The 23,923-nt window shown below is 42.9% G+C and carries 25 protein-coding genes and 1 riboswitch; of the genes, 14 read left to right on the forward strand and 11 right to left on the reverse strand.

From position 1 onward, the window contains the following. Positions 1-32 precede the first annotated feature (32 nt). Together QM454_RS01925 and recX are read right to left on the reverse strand one after the other, a co-directional pair. Positions 33-362 carry a YfhH family protein gene (locus tag QM454_RS01925; protein WP_432360840.1) on the reverse strand — a complete coding sequence of 110 codons (330 nt, stop codon included), beginning with the start codon at positions 360-362 and terminating at the stop codon, positions 33-35. Further along, the gene (recX, locus tag QM454_RS01930; RefSeq protein WP_432360843.1) at positions 352-1,164 is read right to left on the reverse strand and encodes a recombination regulator RecX; all 813 of its coding nucleotides are present in this window, start codon (positions 1,162-1,164) and stop codon (positions 352-354) included. The genes QM454_RS01925 and recX overlap by 11 nt, the downstream gene beginning before the upstream one ends. A gap of 81 nt (positions 1,165-1,245) precedes the next feature. On the opposite strand from recX, the gene QM454_RS01935 reads away from it, so the two are divergent. Beyond that, entirely contained in the window at positions 1,246-2,142 is an 897-nt protein-coding gene (locus QM454_RS01935) for a TIGR01777 family oxidoreductase (RefSeq protein ID WP_432363827.1), read from the forward strand. Between the two features lie 57 nt (positions 2,143-2,199). Beyond that, positions 2,200-3,003, forward strand: a complete 804-nt coding sequence (locus QM454_RS01940) for a polysaccharide deacetylase family protein (protein WP_432360846.1) — start codon at positions 2,200-2,202, stop codon at positions 3,001-3,003. Between the two features lie 14 nt (positions 3,004-3,017). Here QM454_RS01940 and QM454_RS01945 read toward each other — a convergent pair whose 3' ends face one another. After that, entirely contained in the window at positions 3,018-4,193 is a 1,176-nt protein-coding gene (locus tag QM454_RS01945) for an MFS transporter (protein ID WP_432360848.1), read from the reverse strand. A 93-nt stretch (positions 4,194-4,286) separates the two neighbouring features. Here QM454_RS01945 and QM454_RS01950 point away from each other — a divergent pair, with 93 nt between their 5' ends. The 4 genes from QM454_RS01950 (at position 4,287) to QM454_RS01965 (ending at position 8,891) form a co-directional block, all read left to right on the forward strand. Further along, positions 4,287-4,673 (forward strand): OsmC family protein, encoded by a 387-nt coding sequence (locus QM454_RS01950; protein ID WP_432360851.1) that lies wholly within the window; start codon positions 4,287-4,289, stop codon positions 4,671-4,673. Positions 4,674-5,004: 331 nt separating this feature from the next. Next, positions 5,005-5,181 carry an SE1561 family protein gene (locus tag QM454_RS01955; protein ID WP_432360853.1) on the forward strand — a complete coding sequence of 59 codons (177 nt, stop codon included), beginning with the start codon at positions 5,005-5,007 and terminating at the stop codon, positions 5,179-5,181. Between the two features lie 20 nt (positions 5,182-5,201). Beyond that, complete coding sequence (locus QM454_RS01960) at positions 5,202-6,740, forward strand: fumarate hydratase (RefSeq protein ID WP_432360856.1); 1,539 nt, start codon at positions 5,202-5,204, stop codon at positions 6,738-6,740. Between the two features lie 246 nt (positions 6,741-6,986). Beyond that, complete coding sequence (locus QM454_RS01965) at positions 6,987-8,891, forward strand: heavy metal translocating P-type ATPase (protein ID WP_432360859.1); 1,905 nt, start codon at positions 6,987-6,989, stop codon at positions 8,889-8,891. 26 nt (positions 8,892-8,917) lie between these two features. On the opposite strand, the gene QM454_RS01970 is transcribed toward QM454_RS01965, so the two are convergent. Beyond that, complete coding sequence (locus QM454_RS01970) at positions 8,918-9,901, reverse strand: YihY/virulence factor BrkB family protein (RefSeq protein ID WP_432360862.1); 984 nt, start codon at positions 9,899-9,901, stop codon at positions 8,918-8,920. 23 nt (positions 9,902-9,924) lie between these two features. Continuing rightward, positions 9,925-10,302: a YtxH domain-containing protein gene (locus tag QM454_RS01975; protein WP_432360865.1), complete on the reverse strand. Its 378-nt coding sequence runs from the start codon at positions 10,300-10,302 to the stop codon at positions 9,925-9,927. A 259-nt stretch (positions 10,303-10,561) separates the two neighbouring features. Here QM454_RS01975 and QM454_RS01980 point away from each other — a divergent pair, with 259 nt between their 5' ends. Both QM454_RS01980 and QM454_RS01985 read left to right on the forward strand, forming a co-directional pair. Beyond that, positions 10,562-11,950 (forward strand): alanine/glycine:cation symporter family protein, encoded by a 1,389-nt coding sequence (locus tag QM454_RS01980; protein ID WP_432360868.1) that lies wholly within the window; start codon positions 10,562-10,564, stop codon positions 11,948-11,950. Between the two features lie 42 nt (positions 11,951-11,992). Further along, positions 11,993-12,214, forward strand: a complete 222-nt coding sequence (locus tag QM454_RS01985; protein WP_432360870.1) for a DUF1128 domain-containing protein — start codon at positions 11,993-11,995, stop codon at positions 12,212-12,214. A 62-nt stretch (positions 12,215-12,276) separates the two neighbouring features. Here the strand turns inward: QM454_RS01985 and motB are convergent, their stop codons facing one another. Together motB and motA are read right to left on the reverse strand one after the other, a co-directional pair. After that, positions 12,277-13,038, reverse strand: coding sequence for a flagellar motor protein MotB (gene motB, locus QM454_RS01990; protein ID WP_432360873.1), 762 nt, complete (start codon positions 13,036-13,038; stop codon positions 12,277-12,279). Next, complete coding sequence (gene motA / locus QM454_RS01995) at positions 13,022-13,837, reverse strand: flagellar motor stator protein MotA (protein ID WP_432360875.1); 816 nt, start codon at positions 13,835-13,837, stop codon at positions 13,022-13,024. Before motA ends, motB begins: the two co-directional genes overlap by 17 nt. A gap of 174 nt (positions 13,838-14,011) precedes the next feature. Between motA and QM454_RS02000 the strand changes: the two genes are divergently transcribed. The 3 genes from QM454_RS02000 to QM454_RS02010 all read left to right on the forward strand — a co-directional run bounded on the left by QM454_RS02000 (position 14,012) and on the right by QM454_RS02010 (position 16,208). After that, complete coding sequence (locus QM454_RS02000; protein WP_432360878.1) at positions 14,012-15,244, forward strand: aminopeptidase; 1,233 nt, start codon at positions 14,012-14,014, stop codon at positions 15,242-15,244. Positions 15,245-15,349: 105 nt separating this feature from the next. Continuing rightward, positions 15,350-15,487 (forward strand): hypothetical protein, encoded by a 138-nt coding sequence (locus tag QM454_RS02005; RefSeq protein WP_432360881.1) that lies wholly within the window; start codon positions 15,350-15,352, stop codon positions 15,485-15,487. A 145-nt stretch (positions 15,488-15,632) separates the two neighbouring features. Further along, positions 15,633-16,208, forward strand: coding sequence for a beta-class carbonic anhydrase (locus QM454_RS02010; protein WP_432360883.1), 576 nt, complete (start codon positions 15,633-15,635; stop codon positions 16,206-16,208). Between the two features lie 237 nt (positions 16,209-16,445). Here the strand turns inward: QM454_RS02010 and QM454_RS02015 are convergent, their stop codons facing one another. Both QM454_RS02015 and QM454_RS02020 read right to left on the reverse strand, forming a co-directional pair. Next, a complete protein-coding gene (locus QM454_RS02015; RefSeq protein ID WP_432360885.1) occupies positions 16,446-16,991 on the reverse strand; it encodes a GNAT family N-acetyltransferase in 546 nt (181 codons plus the stop codon). Between the two features lie 7 nt (positions 16,992-16,998). Then, positions 16,999-18,804, reverse strand: a complete 1,806-nt coding sequence (locus tag QM454_RS02020; RefSeq protein ID WP_432360888.1) for a M3 family oligoendopeptidase — start codon at positions 18,802-18,804, stop codon at positions 16,999-17,001. A gap of 173 nt (positions 18,805-18,977) precedes the next feature. Between QM454_RS02020 and QM454_RS02025 the strand changes: the two genes are divergently transcribed. After that, entirely contained in the window at positions 18,978-19,706 is a 729-nt protein-coding gene (locus tag QM454_RS02025; RefSeq protein WP_432360891.1) for a tryptophan-rich sensory protein, read from the forward strand. A gap of 41 nt (positions 19,707-19,747) precedes the next feature. Here QM454_RS02025 and thiT read toward each other — a convergent pair whose 3' ends face one another. Beyond that, on the reverse strand, positions 19,748-20,305 hold the full coding sequence (gene thiT, locus QM454_RS02030; RefSeq protein WP_432360894.1) for an energy-coupled thiamine transporter ThiT: 558 nt from the start codon (positions 20,303-20,305) through the stop codon (positions 19,748-19,750). Positions 20,306-20,494: 189 nt separating this feature from the next. Then, positions 20,495-20,596: riboswitch (TPP riboswitch) on the reverse strand. Positions 20,597-20,687: 91 nt separating this feature from the next. On the opposite strand from thiT, the gene QM454_RS02035 reads away from it, so the two are divergent. Then, positions 20,688-21,029, forward strand: a complete 342-nt coding sequence (locus QM454_RS02035) for a DUF4870 domain-containing protein (RefSeq protein ID WP_432360897.1) — start codon at positions 20,688-20,690, stop codon at positions 21,027-21,029. An 854-nt stretch (positions 21,030-21,883) separates the two neighbouring features. Next, entirely contained in the window at positions 21,884-22,630 is a 747-nt protein-coding gene (gene map, locus QM454_RS02040; RefSeq protein WP_432360898.1) for a type I methionyl aminopeptidase, read from the forward strand. Between the two features lie 48 nt (positions 22,631-22,678). Here map and QM454_RS02045 read toward each other — a convergent pair whose 3' ends face one another. Continuing rightward, complete coding sequence (locus QM454_RS02045) at positions 22,679-23,839, reverse strand: DEAD/DEAH box helicase (RefSeq protein WP_432360901.1); 1,161 nt, start codon at positions 23,837-23,839, stop codon at positions 22,679-22,681. Positions 23,840-23,923: the final 84 nt, after the last annotated feature.

A 23,923-nucleotide genomic window follows, 5' to 3' on the forward strand; every position in this document is an offset into this window, starting at 1 on the left:
TTGCCGAAACGTTATCGGCAAGCTTTTAAATGTTATTTGCCCGCTTTCACCGACTGGAGCATTGCAATCGGCAACGCCTCTTCCGCACGCTCTCCGCCTAAGCGGTATCCCCATGCAAAGCGGCCTTTCAAATAGTCGACGTGGAAAAAGACCCCTTCATCGCCTTCGATTCTGTAAATTTCCCCTGGAACGATAGTTGACGGGTCAATCATATATGATTTCGCCATGAGCGCTTTACGCTGATAAACCGCGAACTCATTAATCATACCTAGTTGCTCCGCCTTTCGTGCTTTTTCCATAAGGCTTCCGATTTCTGAACGTAATTCGTACTCTGTCATTTCACTATATTTTTTAGTCTCCATCTTCTTCGTTCTCCTTTTTTTCAATGAAACTGTCAATTCGTTCGAACGGTATTCCTTTCTGGTACATCGCCTGTTTGACACGATTTCTTAATTCATAGCCGGAATGCTTTGACTTATTCCTACGCCATGCTTTCTCACCAACGGATTCAATAATCGTATCCCATTCGTCTTCATCCCTGCCGAAATCGATTTCTTCCATGACACTGCTAATTAGGTCAAAGGAAAATCCTTTGCGGGCAAGTGCACTTTGAATTTTTTGCTTTAATTGTGCGGGTGCGATCGAGCGATTTGACCTTGCCGCCTTTTCGGCAAGTTTTTTCGCGACTGCAAATTGTTCTTCTTCTGAATAGTTTTCAAGCACTTGCTGTTGCAACTCCTTTCCAACGCCTTTTTTCTGCAATTCTTGTTGAATTGCTTTTGGGCCTTTGTTGGATGCATTTTTTTGTGTTCGCATTAATGCTTCAGAAAATGCCTGATCGTCGAGGAATCCAAGTCTTCTCAATTTCACGATGGCTTCAAGGACGACCGCTTCGCCAAATTCCAAGTCGAGCAGCTTCTTTTTCACCTCGAATTCGCTTCGCATTCGGAAAGATAGGTAGTGAAGTGCGCGGTTGAATGCTTTTTCGATTTCGTCTTCGTATGTAATTTCGTCCATCGACCATTCGTCGAGTTGCATTCCTTTTGTTAGTCCGTACTTGACGAGGACGGATTCATGGACGCTGAATGCGTATGTTTCATCTAGGAAAATATTGTAACGTTCGCTATCACGTTTTTGTTGTGTTATTTTCGTTATAACAGGCAAATCTGTTCGACCTCCCTCGTTATCTATTAGTATACATGTTCTCTTCATGGAGGTCGAACGTTGGAGGGAATGCAAATGGGAATGAAAGTTGTTATCGCAGGTGGTTCTGGTTTTATTGGACAACACATAACAGATCTACTAGTAAAAAACGGTCATGAAATCATTATTCTTTCACGGAATAAAAAATCTGACAGTACGAATGTGAAATATGTAGTTTGGTTGCAAGAAGGAGCTGTTCCGGAGAAAGAGATTGGCGAGGTGGATGTGTTTATTAACCTTGCTGGGGTTTCGATCAATGATGGACGTTGGACGGAGGCGCATCAGAAGCAGATTTATGAAAGCAGGATGGAAGCGACGGATGAATTAATCCGGATTATTGGTGAGCTGGATGAAAAACCGTCCGTTTTCATTAATGCGAGCGCTATTGGTATTTATCCTACATCAGAAACGGCCATTTATACGGAGGAGTCTGCTGAAATCGCGACAGATTTTCTTGGTAGAACGGTGAGCGATTGGGAGAAGAAAGCAGCAGCGCTGAACGATTATGGAATACGAACCGTTTACACTCGATTTGGAGTCGTTCTTTCGAGAGATGAAGGAGCTTTGCCGCTTATCGTTATGCCTTATAAACTATTCGTTGGCGGAAAAGTCGGCACCGGACAGCAGTGGGTTTCCTGGGTACATGTGCGGGATGTTGCACGAGCCATTTTGCATATTGTGCAAAATAGTGACTTGGAAGGTGCTGTTAATGTTACGGCTCCATTTCCTCTTCGGATGGACGATTTCGGAAAGATGATCGGTGCTACGTTGCATCGACCACATTGGTTTCCAGCACCTTCACCAATTATGAAGCTGGCACTTGGGAAAAAGAGTTCTCTCGTCTTGGAAGGACAATATGTGACTCCTGAAAAGCTATTAGCGGACGGCTTTGAATTCGAGTTTCCTGTTCTGTCTTTAGCGCTAGATGACCTATTGTGACATACGTATAATTACTACACTGCCGCACATCCTACCGTAAAAGGAGATGTGCATTTTATGATTGAAGAACATGGCCCAGGGATACTTATGGCTGCTTTCATTATCGTTGTCGGCATTTTATTCAATCCTTTCTCGGCGAAGGCAGAGGAATTTCATTGGGGATTTAAAAAAGCTTCCAACGGTGTTCCACCGAACGCAGGACCCGCTTTAGAGTCAATGCTCGAAAAGCATGGTGCTATATATAAAGGCAATCCCGATGAAAAAATTGCTTATTTAACTTTCGATAATGGCTATGAAAATGGCTATACCGAAAATATTTTGGATACTTTAAAAAAGGAGGAAGCCCCTGCGACGTTCTTTCTAACCGGCCACTATTTGAAAAGCGCCGCCCCTATCGTCCAGAGGATGGTGAAAGATGGGCATATTATTGGTAATCATTCTTTCGACCATCCGAACATGGCAAATCTATCGGAAGAAAGAATGGAGGAAGAATGGAAGAAGTTCGATGAGCTTCTATATAAAACGGCCGGCGTCAAACGGACGAATTATGCACGGCCTCCTGAAGGTATTTTTAATGATACTGTTTTACGTAAAGGTAATGAGTTAGGCTACCGCCATATATTCTGGTCCGTCGCGTTCATTGATTGGCATGCGAATAAACCTCGCGGTCGCGACTATGCTTACAATGAGCTAATGAAACAGCTTCACCCTGGTGCGCTAATCTTGATGCATACTGTGTCACCTGATAATGCGCAAGCACTGCCGGATTTTATTAGAGACGCAAAAAAAGCAGGATATGAATTCCGATCATTGGACGATCTCGTCCTCGAGTATGAAAATGTTAATAAAATTTTACGGTGAATTAGAAAGCATCCTTACATCCGGATGCTTTTTCTATTCACACCGTAAAGGGAGATAACAAATACTATCCCAAACAAGATGGAGATAATAAGAAAAAAGCTAACACCTTCGACGAATTCAAGGAAAAGTCCTCCCGCAAATGGGCCTGTTAAGCTGCCGATACTGAAAAAGATACCGCATAGCAAGTTACCGGTCGGCAATAAATTTTTCGGAGTAAGATCGGACATATACGAAATGCCAAGTGAAAAGATCGATCCAAGAAACATGCCGGCAACGAAAACGGTCAGCATGACAAACAGGACTGAATTCCCCATCATGCTTGCAACCCAAAACGCGACAGCCCCTCCTCCATACGTTATCGGGAGGACGAGATGTCTACCGAACTTGTCCGAAAGCATACCAAGCGGCAACTGTGAAATAATCCCTCCGATTGAAAATATGGCGAGAATCATCGAGACAGACGCCAGTTCCATCCCGTTTCGCAACGCATATACCGGGTACATTGCATTTAACGATGATTCCAGAAATCCATAACCGAACGGACCTAAAAAAGCGATCCACGCAATGGCGATTGTGCTTTTCGACCGTTTCATAAAACTTCCCGTTTCCACATTGCCTTTCATCACTTCTGGGAAATCATTTTTTAAGTAGAAGACGAGTAGCCATGCAGACATGCATAATAAGCCAGAAACGATGAATGGAAGCCCCTCATGAATTTTCATAAGCGGCGCAAACAGTGGACCTACTGCAAAGCCTAGGCTAAATGACAAGCCGTAAATTGCAATATTCCTGCCTAATCGATGTTGCTCCGATGTACTCGTTATCCACGTTTGCGTTGAGAAATGGAGGGCATGATCCCCAATGCCAATTAATAAACGTAAGATGAACCAAAAGACGACATGTTTCCATAACGGGAACAATAGCAATGACGAAAAGACGATAATTCCGCCCAATATAATGACAGGTTTATAGCCGTATTTACGCAATGGTGCTTCCATGAATGGTGACACGAGAAGCGTACCTATGTATAAGCCTGTTGCATTCAGACCATTTAATGCACTCGAAATTCCGTCCTGCTCGAATATAGCGGAAATGAGTGGAAGTAACATTCCTTGGGAAAAGCCTGATATCGAAACGATGATGACAAGAATCCAAAACCGCCGTTGCTCAGCAGTTACTGATGCATTCATAAACAATACGCTCCTTCATTGTGCATAGAATCCCCACTGCGTGAAGTTTCACCTTATAATAGTAGCACAAGTGAATTAGGAGGATTGATTAGAATGAAATTCGAAATGACTGAAAACGGATTTGAAACAGAAACATCATTCGGCAAGCTGCAAATTTCCGCAAACGACGAGTACGGATTCCGACCTTACCAACTGTTAGTTTCATCCATAGCAGTTTGTAGCGGAGGCGTTTTACGTAAAATCCTAGAAAGAAAAAGGATGCCTGCAAAGCATATCGGCATCGAAGTGAAGGAAGTCGTTCGCAATGAAGAGATTGCAAACCGTGTAGAAAAAATCCATCTTCACTTTCTAATTGAGCGTGAAGTAATCGAGGATAGCCAGATGGAGAAAATTTTGCACTTAACGTCAAAGAACTGTTCCATGCTTCAATCGGTCGTGGATTCGATCGAAGTCGTCGAAACATATGAATTCATTTCTTGAATAGTAAAGGCCCAGACCATATCTGATATCAGAATACGGCTGGGCCTTTACGTATGAATAGAACCTTCACTTTCATTTTGCATAAAATTCGTAGGCGTCTTCGGCTATGGCCGTCAAACGTTCACGGATCCCCTCCTTTTCTAAAGGATTCGATTCGTCTCTACACTACGGCCTCCTTTTCAACTAGATTATTTGTAGTATAACACGATGTTTTTATATTGTAAACATTCAACTATCGAGAATAGTTAATCTATTGCTACATTTTTTGCCGGAACATTGAAAAAAACGTGACATTCGTATACGATTACATTGATGAAAAGAGGTGTAGTGCTTGGATAATGGAAAAAGCAATAGTCAAGTTGATGAATTAAAAAACCGTCTCCATCAATTTTTGGAGAAACTTGAATCGATTGAGCCGGAAAAGACCGACCTCGATGACATCGATCAGCTTATCAGCTTGATTGATGAGCTGGAAAACCAGATGAGCAAACTAAAAAAAGATCAATGATTCTCTAGGGGGAAATAAGAATGTACATAGAACAACTTGAGAAAAGTATGTATGATCTAATTTGTGAAACATCTACAAATCTTCCGAAGGATGTCCGTCGTGCCGTAAGCGCAGCTCGAGAGCAAGAAGACGCGGGCACACGGGCAGCAATGAGTCTCGATACGATAGCAAAAAACATTAATATGGCAGATGAAAAACTTTCACCAATTTGCCAAGATACAGGGTTACCGACTTTTAAAATCCAAACGCCAGTCGGAGTTAATCAGTTGGAGATTAAGACGGCCATTAAAAAAGCACTCGTCCAAGCGACAAAAGATGGCAAGCTAAGACCGAATGCCGTCGATTCAATAACTGGTGAGAATAGCGGGGACAACCTCGGCGATGGACTTCCAGTCATTAAATTTGAGCAGTGGGAAAATAACCATATCGAAGTGAAGTTGATACTGAAAGGCGGAGGCTGTGAGAATAAAAACATCCAATACAGTCTTCCGACGGAATTGGAAGGATTAGGGCGTGCCGGACGAGATCTTGACGGTATTCGCAAATGTATCCTCCACTCGGTTTATCAAGCACAAGGACATGGCTGTTCTGCAGGCTTCATCGGCGTCGGAATCGGCGGCGATCGCACATCAGGCTACGAACTCGCGAAAGACCAGCTTTTCCGTGCGGTGGACGACGTGAATCCGAATTCCCAGCTTGCTGAACTCGAAGCATATATTATGGAATCGGCGAATAAACTCGGCATCGGTACGATGGGCTTCGGTGGAGAGACGACATTGTTAGGATGTAAAATCGGCGTCATGCATCGCCTCCCTGCTAGCTTCTATGTGTCCGTCGCCTATAACTGCTGGGCATATCGTCGAATGGCTGTAGATCTTGATCCGACGACAGGAGCCGTTACAAAATGGCATTATAACGAAGGCGAAAAGCTCTCCTTTAAACAAGAAGATGATCAAGAAGAAACAAAACAGTCATCACGTATTGTCGAACTAACTGCTCCGATTAGCGAAGAACAGATTCGTGACCTGAAAGTCGGCGACGTCGTTAAAATTAGCGGCCGTATGTATACAGGACGCGATGCAATTCATAAGCATCTTTCGGAAAATGATGCACCGGTCGACTTGGATGGCCACATCATCTACCATTGCGGTCCGGTCGTGTTGAAAAATGAAGATGGCAGTTATGAAATCGTTGCTGCTGGACCGACAACGTCAATGCGTGAGGAACCATATCAGGGCGATATTATGAAGAAATTTGGCATCCGTGCAGTTATCGGAAAAGGCGGAATGGGACCGAACACACTCGCTGCACTTAAGGAACATGGCGGGGTGTATTTAAACGCAATCGGTGGAGCTGCGCAATATTATGCAGACTGCATTAAAGCGGTTGAAGGTGTTGACCTGCTACAATTTGGTATTCCGGAAGCGATGTGGCATTTGCGCGTCGAAGACTTTACAGCGGTCGTCACGATGGATTCTCACGGCAATAGCTTGCACGCGGATGTTGACCAATCATCGCTAGAGAAATTATCCCAATTTAAAGAAAAAGTTTTCAGCTAATAAATTTGTAGCTCTGACACTACCATTTTGGTACGTGTCGGAGCTTTTTTATTTTCATTCTCCTCAATTTCTAATAGTTTCAAGTACCACTTTACAACTGAACATGATATACTGCTATTTATAATGATTATTAAATATTTATGATAATCACCGTAATTGATAATACCTCTCAACGCTGGTATTATCGGTTTCTTGGTTTATCCAACTTATCGAAGTTGATATCCATTCTCAATTGGAGGTATTTAAATGACAATACAAGCAAAGGAAACAATGCAAAGCCCAGCTCCGTGGACTGCCCATTTGGAACTAGTTGCTGCAATAGTATCCGGTATTTTAATTCTATCCGCTTGGATAATCGGAAAGGACGGTTCAGCCACTCTTTCTACTTCCCTCTATGTTGTCGCCTTTCTAATTGGCGGGTTTGCAAAAGCAAAAGAAGGGATTGAAGAAACGATTGCCGATCGGCAGTTAAATGTCGAGATGCTCATGGTATTTGCAGCGATTGGCTCTGCCGTTATTGGTTATTGGGCGGAAGGCGCCATCCTCATTTTCATTTTTGCAATTAGCGGCGCTCTTGAGACGTACACATTAAATAAAAGCCATAAAGAGATTTCTGCACTAATGGAGTTGCAACCTGAGGAGGCATGGCTCATCCAGGAGGATGGTTCTACGATTAGTGTAGCTACCTCTTCCCTTTCCGTAGGCTCCCGAATTCTTGTAAAACCGGGTGAGAGGATTCCGGTCGATGGCGTTATTATTCAAGGGACGACTTCGGTCGACATGTCCGCCATTAACGGTGAATCCGTCCCTGTCACAAAAGCTGAAGACGATGAGCTATTTGCAGGTACTGTTAACTTAAGTGGTGCCATTCAGATGGAAATGACGAAGCCTAGTTCGGAAACATTATTCCAGAAAATTATTACCCTCGTTCAGAGCGCGCAAAGCGAAAAATCTCCATCCCAACAATTTATCGAAAGATTTGAAGGCACGTACGTGAAAATCGTCATTTTCACCGTCATCGTCATGATGTTTTTACCACACTTTCTATTTGACTGGGATTGGACGACGACATTTTATCGTGCCATTGTCCTGTTAGTCGTTGCCTCCCCTTGTGCGCTCGTCGCGTCGATCATGCCTGCGACACTTGCAGCGGTTTCGAACGGAGCGAAGCGAGGGATCCTGTTTAAAGGTGGTGTCCATTTAGAGCATCTTGGTTCATTGAAAGCAATCGCTTTTGACAAGACAGGTACATTAACTTCCGGAAAACCGGTTGTAACCGATTTTATCGTTCGCGAAAATGCAGATGCGAATTTCACGCTTGCCATGCTTTCAAGCATCGAATCACAATCGAATCATCCGCTCGCAATCGCAATTGTAAATTACGCAAATGAGCAAGGGGTCTCCCAAATGGAGAATCCTCAAATTGAAGACGTTCCGGGATACGGAATACGTGCATTTACGAATACCGGTGAAATTCTCGTCGGTAATCCAAAATTTGTCGGGAAAGATTTGATTGATGCGTTCAATGATGGAATTGTCCACAAGCTTTCAAATGAAGGTAAAACTGTTGTTTCAATGAAAGATGAAGAAGGAATCATCGCTGTCTTCGCATTAAAAGACACGCTGCGCCCTGAAGCGATTCAGGCAATTCAAGACTTAAAGCAATTAGGCATTCAATCAATCATGTTGACGGGCGACAACGAAAATACAGCGAGAACGATCGCTAACGAAGCAGGATTAGACCGTTATGTAGCCGAATGCCTCCCTGAAACGAAGGTCGAGGAACTGAAAAAACTTCTGAAAGAATATGGAGAAGTCGGAATGGTCGGGGACGGCATTAATGACGCACCTGCTTTAGCGACTGCGACATCAGGCATTGCAATGGGCGGAGGCACTGACGTTGCATTGGAAACAGCAGATGTCGTTCTCATGCAAAATGATTTGACCCGCATCTCTTATGCAGTGAAAGTTTCGAAGAAGATGCAGCGGATCGTAAAACAAAACGTCTTCTTCTCCGTTGCAGTCATTGCAGTTCTCATCATCTCCAATTTCATGCAAGTCGTCGATCTACCTTTAGGCGTCATCGGCCATGAAGGTAGCACAATCCTCGTCATATTAAACGGGTTACGCCTACTGAATAAAATTAATTAACGACGAAAAGAGCAACGCATGTCAGGTCAGCCGACTGCATTGCTCTTTTCTTTTGCTATTTTCGCTTGCTTTCGTTCTGTCATAACTGCGTTCAATTGGCCGCCAAGCATTAAAATAATTGCGGAAAAATAGAGCCACATCATAAGGACAATAATTGCCCCAATGCTACCGTACGACGTTGAATAATTACCGAAATTCCTTACGTAGTAGGAAAATGCGAATGAGGTCAGTATCCATCCAGCTGTGGCAAACAATGCGCCAGGCATTGCACTCTTTAGCCGAACTTTCAGATTCGGGACTGCCCAATAAAGCGCCGAAAATACAAGAAAAATTAATATTGGCGGTATGACCCATCGCAAGCTCCCCCATAATTGTAGGAAACCTGCTTCCATTCCGAAAAACGAAAATGCCAGTATCCCGACTTGCTGGCCAAATACCGGTAATAAGAGGGCGACAATCAATACGCCTATCAAAGCGATTGTAAATACGATAGACATTGCTCTTGCTAGTAGAAAGGATCTCGTTTCCTCGACATAATAAGATCGGTTCATTGCTTTCGTAAGCGCGTTCATCCCTTTAGACGCCGACCAGATTGTTGCTAATGCCCCAATCGACAATAGTCCTCCATTTCGATTTCTCAATATTTCTTGGAGAGTGTCATGGATGAGTATGTACACACTTTCAGGCGCATAATCTCTTATGAAGAGGAACACTTGGGATTCATCGATATTTAAAAACGGTAAAAGTGTAATTAAGAAGATTAGTAGAGGAAATAAGGATAATAGGAAAAAGAACGCCAACTGGGAGCCTAATCCAGTAATATCTACTTTCTTAATCCTAACTAGGAGCTCCTTCCAAAATCCTTGTGTCGTCGTAACGTCAAATTTCTCTAGATCCCCATCCTTCACATCGTTAAAAAATTGCATGAATAGAGAATCCGCCATGAATCCATTCTTTTCTTTTTTAACACGCTTCTTTCTTTTTAGAAGTAACGGGTCTTTGTACTTCACATGCGACTCACTCCTTCCGTTACTTACTTCTTTTTTGCATCCGTCATCTCTATTGAATCGTTTACAATCTCTTTGTATTCTTCTTTCGAATCAACAAAAGCTTCCTTTGTACCAACGACAAGCTCCTTCACTTGAGGTGTTAATGTTTTTAATTCCTCGACTTGATTTTTAATATATGCGGCATCTCCTGAAAGTTGTTCATATATTGATACGTACTTTTCTTTCTGTTGTTGAAGCTTATTTTTTAGTTCATCCGGATTTTTCGAGTAGTGGCCAATCTGCGAAATCATCGCATTCGATTTTTTTACAACTTGCTGGCGGGTGCTTCGATCGAACATGCTGATAGCTCCTCCCAAAATCGCCCCCAACATGATAAACCTACCAAATTTACTGTTTCCCACGTAAAACCCTCCAATTTTATTCTAATTTGCATATCTCATTATACCCTTCGAATGAAAAAACAAACAATATTGATGTTTTCTAAAAAAAAGTCTTGACTAATGATAGTAAGTTAAGGAATATTAAACACAAGACTATCAATATTCTCAATAGTCCAATGTGTTTGAAAATGGAAATGAAAGGAAGTCGATAATTGAGAGATTTTTTTGGGCGGAGAGAAGTTCATAGGGGATAAAACAAATTTAAATTGGGGGTAGTAGGATGGATGTCATCACTGGCTTTTTGGACAAGATAGGCGGAATTATTTGGGGACCGCCATTGCTTGTCCTCCTTGTAGGAACGGGTATCTTCTTAACTGTAAGACTCGGATTTATCCAAGTACGGTTATTGCCGTATTCATTGAAACAAGTATTTTCTCGTAAGCATGATAAAAAAGCGGACGGCGACATTTCCCAATTCCAGGCGCTAATGACTGCAATGGCCGCCACTGTCGGTGTTGGTAACATCGTTGGTGTTGCGACCGCCGTTTATATGGGAGGTCCAGGAGCAGTTTTCTGGATGTGGCTCGCAGGATTCTTCGGAATGGCTACAAAATATGGAGAAGCGATCCTTGCTGTTAAATACCGCGTAAAAGATTCCAAAGGTGAGATGGCTGGAGGACCGATGTATTATCTTGAACACGGTCTGAAGAAAAGATGGCTCGGTGTCGCATTTGCCGCCTTCGGAGCACTTGCCGCTTTCGGAATCGGTAACGGTACACAATCAAAGGCTGTCGCGGATGTTATGAAAAGCACATTCAATGTACCACACTTAGTTACAGGAATTGCGCTTTTAATCTTTGGGGCACTCGTAATCCTTGGTGGAATTAAATCAATTGGCCGCGTTACTGCATTTTTCGTACCGATTATGGCACTCTTCTATTTCATAGCAGGTGCAATTATTATGATTATGAATATTAATCTAGTTCCAGAAGCTTTCGCTACAATTTTTAAATTTGCATTTACAGGAGAAGCTGCTGTAGGTGGAGCAATCGGTGCTGCAATTCGTTTCGGGGTTGCCCGCGGTCTCTTCTCGAATGAAGCCGGTCTCGGTTCGGCTCCTATCGCGGCGGCGGCGGCAAAAACTGACATGCCTGGCCGTCAAGCACTCATTTCTATGACGCAAGTATTTTTTGACACGCTCGTTATCTGTTCAATTACTGGTGTCACAATTGTTATGTCGGGGCAATGGAAGGACAAATCGATTAATGGTGGAGCATTAACTGCCGAAGCTTTCGGAACATTCCTCGGAGGAGCGGGTCCAGTTCTCGTCGCAATTGGTATCGTGTTCTTCGCATCGTCCACAATTCTTGGATGGGGCTATTATGGAGAGAAATGTTTCCAATACCTATTCCCTAAACCAGGCGCAGTATTAGGGTACCGTATTGCATTCGTATCTTTCATTATTGTCGGGGCCCTTGTCTCTCTCGATGTCGTTTGGGCTCTAGCTGACGTACTGAACGGTTTGATGGCAATTCCTAACTTGATTGGTCTTCTTGGATTGTCTGGCGTAATTATTATGGAGACAAAACGTTTCCAAGCGAAGATGATTGAAGAGAAAGAAGCAGAAAAGATGGGGAAACCAGCACCGGTTGACAGCACGAGCGAATAATGTGATGATTATGTCCGAAGCTAAGGAAGGGCGGGGGACATTATGGATTTAACTCAACCAACACCTGAAAACGTGACGTATATGATCGAAAAGATTAAAGAAAAACTTCGGATGGTCAATGTGGATGCTATGAAAGCTGACAATTTCAGTACTTCCCAATATGACGATTTGGTATATATGTACGAAATGGTCATGAAAAGAGATACGATCACTCCGAATGAAATGCAAGCAATTGCCGCTGAACTAGGCGCATTGCGGAATTGAATTGTGCTAGCAAAAAGCCGATGCGACAGGATAACCCTGAAGCATCGGCTTTTTCATATATTTTATTCAAGTGATGTTCCGTCTTTTAGAACGAGAGGTTGTATAAGCACTTCGACTCTCCTATTCTTACTTCTTCCTTCAGCCGTGTCATTAGAAGCGACCGGTTTGTTTTCCCCATACCCTTTCACACTGAACAATTGAGGATCCAAATTATCATTGCTAACGATCGCCCTTAAGAAATTGATAGCCCTCATCATGCTCAGCTCCCAGTTGGAAGGGAACTCTGCGCTATTAATTGGGACATTATCTGTATGTCCAGTAATGACGATTTGACGAGGCTTCTCAAACACAAGCAAATCCGCAATATCTCCCGCAAGACTTTCGTACTTCGGATTGATTGTCGCTTTACCTGACTCAAATAGGATGCTGTCCCTAATTGTAATCAACAGTCCTTCTTCCGTCAATTTCGTCTGGAACTGATTCTCAAGTTCATGAACTGCGATATAGTCATCCAGCTTCTCTTGTATTTCTCCGAGGGACTGTTGATCCTCCAAATAGGATGAGTTTTCATTTCCCTCCCCTGCACCGTCTTTTGGAATCGGTACAGGCGACGGGGAAGAGTTATTCATTACGCCCGTCCCTCCGTCAAAAATCTGGTTGAACACAGACGATATTTGACTGAATTTGCCTTCATCTAACGAACTCGAGGCAAATAGGACAATAAACATCGCCAATAGCAATGTAAGAAGGTCTGCATAAGGCAATAGCCAAGCCTCACTTATTTTTCCTTCTTCCCTATTCCGTCTCTTACGTTTCCTCGACAACCTGGCCCGCCCCCTTGTCGCTCGTATTTTTAGCTGCGAGCTTTCGACGTTCTTCCATCGACAAGTAGGACGCTAGCTTCTGTTCGATAACACGCGGAGCCTCACCTTCGAGTACTGACAGGATGCCTTCAATCATCATCATTTTTTGACGCACTTCTTCTTTTGATTTTCGTTGAAGCTTATTAGCGAACGGATGCCAAAGCACATACCCGGTGAAAATTCCTAATAACGTTGCGATAAACGCTGCTGAAATGGCAACTCCAAGTGCTTCCATGTCATTCATATCCTTCAATGCAGCGACCAAACCGACAACTGCCCCCAATACACCGAGCGTCGGTGCATAAGTCCCTGCTTGTGAAAAGATTTGTGCTCCAGCAGAATGTCTGTCTTCCATCGCCTCTACTTCTTCCGTAAGGACATCACGGATATAATCGGCGTTTTGACCGTCAATAGCAAGGCCTAGTCCATTTTTTAAAAACGGATCAATAATTTCATCGGCCTTCGCTTCTAACGACAATAAACCTTCCCGTCGTGCTATGTCCGCCCAGCCCGAAAACATTTTTATCAATTCAGAGTCAGACGTCAATTGCTGTTCTTTAAAAAGGATACCGAACAGCTTCGGCACTCGCTTAATCTCCTTCATTGGAAATGCAATGACGACCGCTGCAATTGTTCCAACAATAATGATGAGAATCGCAGCTGTATTTAACAAACTATCGGGTGTTACACCTTTCATTGCCATACCGACAAAAAGCGCCACAAACCCAAGGATCAGTCCAAAAACGGTTGATAAATCCATATCAGTACCTCCATGTCCACCTGTCTACTTACTCCTTATTTCGACAGTTTACGACTATTCTTTAGTCATCTCGAATAATAAATATTAATATCCCCTTAATTGATAACGGTTTCCCTTTGCGAGTCATGTGGCACTAGAGTAGTATGAATACATACAGACTAAGGAGGTTTTTATATGTCGACATTTGAACAGAAATTGGAAAACTACGCAAGTCTAATCGTGGAGGTAGGAGCAAATATCCAAAAGGATCAGACGCTCTTCATTAGCGCTTCCATCGAAACAGCTGAACTTGTTAGGAAAGTAGCCGACAAAGCTTATCGTGTTGGCGCTAGAAATGTTATCGTCGATTGGTCGGACGACGAACTAACAAAACTTCGTTATGAAAAAGCGCCTGCGGAATCATTCTCAGATTTTCCTGAATGGAAGGTGATGGAACGCGAGAAATTAGCAGAAGGCGGAGCGGCATTCGTCAGCATCGTTTCTCAAAGCCCTGACTTACTGAAAGGCGTGGATCCTTCCCGCATCTCGGACGCCCAAAAAGCTGCGGGCAAAGCATTAAGCAATTACCGAAAAATGATGATGGCTGACAATTTCAGCTGGTCAGTCGTTGCATCCCCATCAAAAGCATGGGCTGCAAAAATGTTCCCTGACCTAGATGAATCCGAACAAGTGCCAGCACTTTGGGAAGCTATTTTTAAAGCGGTTCGTGCAGATCAGGAAGACGCAGTCGGCGCATGGAAAGAACTTGATCGCAACTTAAATGAAAAAGCCGATTACTTAAATAAAAAGGCATACACGAAGCTTCATTACAAAGCACCTGGCACTGACTTGACGATTGAATTACCGAAAGGTCATCTATGGTGCGGAGGCGGAAGTGTCAATATTGACGGTAATGCGTTCATGGCAAATATGCCGACTGAGGAAGTTTTCACAGTTCCACATAAAAATGGCGTAAACGGCTATGTAAAAAACACGAAACCACTAAGCTACGGCGGTAATATTATCGATGACTTCACAATTACATTTGAAAATGGCCGGATTACTGAAGTGAAAGCTGGCGAAGGAGAAGAAGTCCTTAAACGCCTCATCGATACGGATGAAGGGGCCAAGCATCTAGGAGAAGTTGCACTCGTTCCACACGCATCTCCAATTTCCGAGTCGGGATTATTATTCTACAATACACTGTTCGATGAAAACGCATCGAATCACCTAGCAATCGGCAGTGCATATTCCTTCTGTCTCGAAGGCGGTAAAACAATGTCTTCGGAAGAATTGGAAGAGCGTGGTCTCAACCAAAGCATTACGCATGTCGACTTCATGATAGGATCTGCCGAAATGGATATTGACGGCATTTTGGAGGACGGAACAATTGAACCTGTCTTCCGTAATGGAAGCTGGGCCTTCTGAATTTAGACACAATTACCACAAATTTTCTATTCTTGTCTTTAATTTTTACAAGATTATAGTATAATGAGTATATAATAAATATTCATTGTAGAGAGGGGTCTCGTCATGGGCTTGATGTATACTACAGTTCTTGGGTACGCTATTGTCCTTGGTATAGCAGCGGCATTTACAATGCATTATCTTGCGAAGGCTCTTGATTCTTCAGATTCAGTGAGAATCGATCCAAAACCAGATGTGAAATAAACAAAGAGTTGCCACTTGGCAGCTCTTTTCTTTTTTTGTACACTATTAAATATGAATTGAATAATTCACATCAAGTAAATAACTAAAAAGCAATCCCATCGGTAATGAAACCCATTAAACCCATTTAGAAAACGGAGGCCCCGACATGACCATTCTGTCTGAAATCATTGCGTACAATAAAGAGTTCGTCAATGAAAAGAAATATGAAGAATACACGACGACTAAATTCCCTGATAAGCGGATTGTCATTTTGACATGCATGGATACGAGGCTAACAGAGCTTCTTCCAAAAGCAATGAATTTACGGAATGGCGATGCGAAGATCATTAAAAGTGCAGGTGCTATCGTTACTCACCCGTTTGGCAGTATTATGCGAAGCATTATGATCTCCCTCTATGAATTACAAGCAGATGAAGTGTATATTATCGGCCATCACGATTGCGGCATGAGTTCTATTGATACGGAGCAGATTATTGAAAAAATGGTTGATCGCGGCGTGGACAAAAAACATTTTAAAACACTCAGATATTCTGGAATCGATATGAAAGATTGGTTACGAGGTTTTAATGATGTAACAGAAAGCGTGAAACGAAGCGTAGATCAAGTACGGAATCACCCACTTATGGATCGTAAAGTGCCCGTACACGGCCTCGTCGTACACCCCGGGACTGGCGAACTAGACATCATCGTAAACGGATACGACACAATCGACAAAAACTGACACTTCATTTCCGCATTTCCCGGGAAATAGACAAAAGCGGAGGATGGCGGTTAGCTGCGACAGGCATAAGACGGATCTGCGAAACGGCGTTCTTTGCCGTACAGCAGAGCTGGCTTATGACCAAGCGGCTGCCATCCGGAGCTGGATGTGACAAAAGCAAAAAGCAAAAGCCGATTCTCAAGTGAAGAATCGGCTTTTTATATTTGCAGCTAATTTCCGCCAGGCGGCCTTACCCTTTCAATAATCATCCGCCAAAATCGCGTACATATAATGATCTTCCCAAAAGCCATTAATGTACAAAAGTTTCCTTAGTAATCCTTCGCAGATAAACCCCGCATTCTCCAGTACTTTCACAGACCCAATATTTCTTGGCGAAACATATGCCTCCACCCGGTGCAACGAAACCGTTTCAAATGCGAACTTTGTCACTATTTTCACGGCCTCCGTTGCTAGGCCTCTCCCCGTTTCCCGCTCGTCGATTGAATATCCGACAAAGCCACTTGAAAACGGGAGCCTTTTTATACTGTATAGCGAAATATGACCAATCAACCTGCTTGTTCCGGCATCAAAAATTCCAAAATTGTATTCACGCCGATCTCTCATTTGATAAATGGACTCCCTTATCTTATCTCGCTGAACAGAAACCGTATAATAGCTCGATTCATGTCGAGGCTCAAAGATTGTCCAATAGTCCCGATTCGCTTTGAGTAGTTCGGTGAAAATCGCTGCATCGTCTTCTGTCAAAATACGCAAATAACAAGTTCGTCCTTCAAGCAGAATCAATGCCCCTTCACCTTTCTTCGGATGCTATTTTTAAAAACTCTTCGACATCTTTCACACATAATGCCACACCTTTTGCCCAGAATTCCTCTTTCGTAATATCCTCACCAAGATGCTTCATCGCCAAATCTTCGACAGACATGATCGCTGTATCACGTAGCAATGCAATGTATTTCTCTTCGAATGACTCACCTTCAGCAATGGCTTTCGCATAAATGCTTAATGAGAACAAGTATCCGAATGTATACGGGAAGTTATAAAATGGAACGCCTGTAATATAGAAATGTAGCTTTGAAGCCCAGAAATGTGGATGTACGGTGTCAAGGGCACCCGCATATGCCTCTTTTTGCGCTTCAGCCATCAATTCATTCAATCTTGCAGCAGGGACAATTCCATTTTTCCTTTCTTCATAAAAACGTGTTTCAAAGAGGAAGCGTGCATGTATATTCATGAAGAATGCAACACTGCGCTGAATCTTATCCTCGAGCAAAGCAAGTTTTTCCTCTTCTGTTTCCGCAGCTTTTACGGAAGCATCTGCAACGATCATTTCAGCGAAAGTGGATGCCGTTTCCGCAACACCCATTGCATATTGACGGTTCATATAATGGACTGGGCGCAATGCGTATGAATGGAACGCATGGCCAAGTTCATGCGCCAATGTCGCCACATTGGACATAGATCCGCTGTACGTCATGAAAATACGAGATTGTTCTGAAACCGGCATGCCCGTACAGAACCCTCCCGGCCGTTTATCCGCACGATCTTCTGCTTCAATCCAGCTATCTTCAAATGCTTTACGTGAAAATGCCTCTAATTCAGGACCAAATTTACCGAAGTGTTCTAAGATGAACTCCGCGCCTTCTTGGAATGACATTTCCTTCGTCGACGACGTTACTGGTGCATCTAAGTCATACCAATTCATTTTTTCATTTCCTAGTAGCTCGGCTTTCCGCTTCAAATATTCCGCAAATGGAGCTTTATTCGCGCTAATTGCCCCCCACATTGCGTCGAGCGTTTCTTGACTCATCCGGTTCCTCATAAGAGGTTCCTTCAAAACGGAATCCCAGCCACGTTTCTTATAGACAGCTAAACGGAATCCTGCTAGATGGTTCAATGTCGAAGCAAAGAAATCCTCTTTCGATTCCCATGCCTCTTCTAGCTTTTCAAACGCTTCCTTTCGCACGTTAACATCTGCGTGAGAACTTAAGTTGTTCGCTTGGCCGACGGAAAGCTTCTTCTCTTCCCCGTCAATCGTCATTTCAATCGTAATGTCGCCGACGAGCTGGTCGTAAAGTTGGCCCCATGCTTGATAACCGTCAACACTCAACGCTGTAATCAAACTTTCCTCTTCTTCCGAAAGTTTTAGTTGAACTTCTTCACGCCATTCTTGTAAAACAAAATCGAATTGGGACAATTGCTCTGTCGAAAGCAATTCCTTCCAAATCGCTTCATCAGTCTTTGCAACGACCTGTTGGATTTTCAATAGGGCAGTTTGGAAACGCGCAGCAAGGGAGCCCACTTCCGCTTGTAGAAGGAGCGCTTTTTTATCTTTCGTATTCGCAGCAAGGAGACAGCCGATGACTGCTCCAGCTTCCCTTAAATTTTTCGCAGTGTTCGTAATTTCATCAATGACATGAAGTATTTTCCCCGCATCTTCTACAGATGAAGGCGTTTCTGTTGCTGCTGCAACGTTCTCCAATTCGCGAATTTGCTCTTTTACGGAGTCGAGATGTGACCGAAGTTCTTCTGAATCGCTTCCACCTTTAAAGAAAACATCTAAATCCCATACTTGTGAATATGTTTTTGTCGTAGTCAATGAGTTTCTCCCCCAAATCGTTAAGAAAATTTTAATAAAATCATGTTTTTATTATACCACGAATGTTCGGTATTCGAAATGTTTGATTTGCGACATAAATTTCATAATTTCTTCATACTTTTTTGCGCGCAATGCATCTTTCCTATGTATACTGTTCAAAGGGAGGATGTTCAATGATTAGAATACTTCTGATGTCTCTATCGCTATGTACAGTCATACTAATAAATATAACTGCTAGTTTCTATTCACTCAATGGAAACACAACAGGCGAAATTACGAATCGACTGCCTCTTCTATTCGTTCCGGCAGACTATGTAATGATTATCTGTTGGTTGCTTTATATTTTGCTCTTTTTCTGGATCTTTAATTTTAATAATGCTTACCGTGAGATGAGCTTAGCGAACCGAAACCTCATCACTATCTTTTTCATTATAAGTTGTCTTCTACACATTTCTTGGACTTTCCTTTGGCACTATGACCTATTTACTATTACCGTCATTACAAAAATCGTTCTTCTTATTATATTGCTCACTTTTTACTTCTCATTCCCGAAGCATGCTAATGAACTAATTGGGAGAGTACCGTTCAGTTTGCTTACAGGATGGATTATCATCTCAACAATTTCGAATGCCAGTTATTATCTTATGCTCCTCGGTTGGACCGGATTCGGATTAAGCGATCCATTATGGGCTGTCTTCTACTTAACGGCTTCCACTGCGTTCGCTTTACATTTTATGTACCACTACAATGATTTCGTATTGAATCTCGTATTCGTTTGGGCGTTTATCGGTATTGCCGTCAGAAACGGAACGGAGGAGTTGTTCATCTCCGTAGCAGCTATTTTTTATCTGCCGTCATTCTTACGTGCATCTTCCTGTTTTCAAAAAGGCATACTGACATAAAAAATAGAGTAGGCGTATGAATTTTTCATACGCCTACTCTTTTATGCTTTTTGAATAAGTCTAGGTGCAGATGTAAATAAAATGACGGCTACGATTGCACACAATATAATGGAAGGGATCATAAAGGATCCATTGTACACTAAGGAATATAGCCACACAGGCTGGTCCCCAGCATATTCAGCGAAAAATACCATACCGCCGATGAAATGAGCTAAGTATCGAAGAAGTCCGCCCAATACCGTTCCAACAATTATTGCGGCAGCCATCGAACCTTTGCGTCCTTCTGCCTTGCTTTTAATAACCCAACTAATCGTAGACGCCGCTAATCCAACTACGGTGTATGCGACAAAATAATCTAAAGCGCCTTGCACAGGGTGAATAATATAGCCCCCGATTACAGCTTGGAGAAGACCAGAAATTAATCCTGTCAATAACCCTCCTGCAACTCCCCAACGGTATGCCATTAAGATAATTGGCAACATCGATAAGGTGACGGACCCACCTTGAGGCATTTTGAATAACGTCAAGTTATCCAAAACGAATGATAAAGCTCCTAAAATGGCAACCTCTAACATTAACTGAAGTCTTTTACGATCCATTTGTAACTCCTCCTCTTTTTTTGTCGGAGGGATACGGAATGAAAAAAGCGGTTTTTCTGCCTCTACCTGGGCATTACTATTCATCGGCACGTTTGAATTATCCCGATTTTGGCTACGGCTAGTGAACTGCTTCATATTCTTTTGCAACAAAAAAACGACATCACGGATAGAACCGCGACATCGATTGTTGTCAGTTTCCATCCACATCCCTACGCAAGCATGAACTTACAGGTTCGAAGGGTCAGGACGAATGTCCAATCTCAGCCAATAAAGGCACCCCTTGTGGTCATGTAATTCAATTGTCCTATCCATTGTATATGTTACAGTACTTATAAGCAAGCTGAATTTGCAAACTACTTATTCGAATCCGGGAGGTAAGCCCATGACAAATCATAAACTATTATCCGCCCTTTGTTATTTCAGTATTTTCTTTTCACCGCTTCTATTGCCTGCAATCGTCTATTTTGTCTCGGATGATGTTGAAGTGAAGGGACATGCAAAACGTTCGCTTATTTCACATCTAATTCCGGTCGTACTTCTCATTGCCGGCTTCATCCTGTTTTCATTTTCGATGATTTCGTATGAATCGAGAATGCATACAATGTTGACAGGGCGATTCGACTTTTGGGGACTAGCTCCTTTCTTGTTCATGATCATTTATGGACTGTTGTTTTTCATCGTCGTCATCTGGAATGTCTACCAAGGCGTGAAAGTATTGAAATGAAAGGGTATGAATAAAATATTTGTTGATGGTTGTTAAAGTTCTAGCCTGCTACAAATACCATTGATTTCCGTTCCGATCGGACGCTTTCCGCGGGCACGGCTTCAGCCGCTTCCCTCGCTACGCTCAGTCCAGGGTCTTCAGCTCGTGCTGTTCCCGCTGGAGTCGCCGATCTACACTTCAATCAATTGGAGTATACGTGGAATCCTAAACTGTATGATAACTGTAAAGGCCTGAAAAAGGGTTCCTCTTCTTGTAAGTGAAGCTTGCCGACTAAACACTACAAGGAGAGGACACATATATTTAATAATAATCGCTGCCTTAATGATATTTATGGTCAAATAGGAAGACGGTTGGATATTAAAACGCTAGTTACCGATTCTAGACAAGTTAGAGTTGAATAGCAGTAAGTTACAGGTGAATTTCAGTTCCATTTCCAAAAATCATTCATACTTAGAATTTGTCTCTGTTGATTAGAGCGGAAGGCGCCGACTCCTGTGGGATTAGCGGGACAGGTGAGACCCCGCAGTAGAGCGAAAGCCGTCACGAAGAACGGCTTTTGCGAGCAAAAGCGTAGCGTTGCGAGCACAGCTCAACGAGGAGGCTCACCGCCCGCCCCACGGAAAGCGTGCGCCTGAAGCGGAAATCAACACGTAAAAGATTCTACTTTTTTAAAAGCAATTTTATACTCGAAGATTAGTACAAAAACATTAACTATATTAGAAAAGTTACCCCCGACATAAAACACTGCCTACAAATAATTGACTTAATCATGAAAGGCATACGCATATTTGAGATTGAATAATTATGTTATAATCAGATGGATAATTACGTTTTAAAGAAGGGACCTGTAAAACATGATTGTGAAGAACAATGAAGAAATAGAAGCTTTGAAAAAAATTGGTCGCATCGTCGCAGAAGTACGAGAAGCGATGAAGGCCGCAGCAGTGCCAGGAATTACGACGAAAGAGCTCGATGAACTCGGGGGACGTCTTCTTGCGGAGCGCGGCGCTGTATCAGCACCAATTGACCAATATGAGTTTCCTGGCTATACATGCATTAGTGTCAATCATGAAGTTGCCCACGGCATTCCGGGATCGCGTGTCATTCAAGATGGGGATCTCGTGAATATCGACGTTTCCGCATCATTTGGTGGATACTTTGCAGATACTGGCATTTCATTCGTCGTCGGAACGGCAGATGAAAAGAAGCAACTGCTTTGTGATGTAGCAAAAATGGCTTTCGACCGCGCAATGACAAAAGTGAAAGCTGGCTCAAGATTGAACCAAATTGGGAAGGCAGTCGAGCGAGTAGCGAAAGATAACAACCTCAAAGTCATTAAAAACTTGACCGGGCACGGGATTGGGACATCTTTACATGAAGAACCACAACATATTCTTAATTATTATGATGCTTGGGATAAGACATTGATGACAGAAGGAATGGTATTGGCAGTCGAGCCGTTCATTTCTGAAAAAGCCGAGCATATTATTGAACTTGGAGACGGATGGACATTCGTCACACCGGATAAGTCTCTCGTCGCTCAAATTGAACATACGATCATCGTCACAAAAGACGAACCAATTATCTTAACTCAACTATAAAATAGGAAAAGGCATGCCGTAAACTAACCTCGGCATGCCTTTTTTCATTTATTTCTTTTTCGACTTCTTCGCGTCACTTTGACCGCCTACTGTCTTCGAATTTCCTTCTGTCAACTTCCCTTTGTACCAAACCTTTTGGACAGGTTTGAATTGCTTAGCAAGCTTTCGATACGTCCGCTCTTCAGGATACGAAAGCAATGTTAGCACTTCCCCATCCTCACCAGCACGTCCCGTTCGACCTGAGCGATGCAAATACTGCTCAATCGTATGAGGGACATCGACGTGGATAACATGTGTAAGCCCTTGAATATCTAGACCTCTTGCGGCTAAATCCGTCGCAATTAAAATCCGGATTTCGCCCTTTCGGAAGTTTTCCAACGTTTCCTGGCGTTCGAATTTCGACATCGATGAGTACAAAACCGCAATTGGTGCATTATTATATTGCAACTTTAATTCCTTCATTCGAAGCTGATCAACATTATTCATAAAAGCGAGAGCCCTAATTGAAGGCAAGTGTGATATTCCCCGGAGAGTATCCGTTTTATCCCGTGCATCAACTTTAACAAATGAATGAACGACTTTTCCTGATAACGGCATATCTTCGACAGAAACTTGCAGTCGGATTGGATCATCCAATAGCTTCTTAGCGACGAGCTCGATTTCATTCGTAATCGTTGCGGAAACGACGGCGACTTGACGTTCCGGGTTTGCTGCTTCAATTAAATCTTTTACGATAACACGATAATCGCGAGACAGTAGCTGATCACCTTCATCGAGAACGATATAACGGATATCATGCATTTTTAACCGCTTCGCTTTCACGAGTTCAACGAGGCGTCCTGGAGTACCAACGACAATGGTCGGCTTCTTTTTCAACCGTTCAATTTGTCGTTGCATATTCGCTCCACCGATCAATTGGGTCACTGTAATATCTGTTCCTTCTACCCATTCACGGATGACATTGACAATTTGCATGGACAACTCTTGAGAAGGTGCCATAATTAACGCCTGTGTTTGCATTTTTTTCCCGTCAACCTGTTGGAGAATCGGTAATACATAGGCGAGCGTCTTTCCGGTTCCTGTCGGTGATTCCGCTACAACATCACGGCCATTCAGTAATTCCGGAATCATTTGTGTTTGAATAGGTGTTTCCCTTTCAAATTTCCACTTTTTCTTAATCGTATCGTCCATTTTTTCCAAGAAGGACATTCTCATCACCGCTTTCACTGTTCCTAATCTTATATCTTATAATGGACTGGTTTCGTTATTCTTTCAAGTGAGGAACGCTTTACA

Source organism: Sporosarcina sp. UB5 (assembly GCF_050859005.1).
Classification (GTDB): domain Bacteria; phylum Bacillota; class Bacilli; order Bacillales_A; family Planococcaceae; genus Sporosarcina.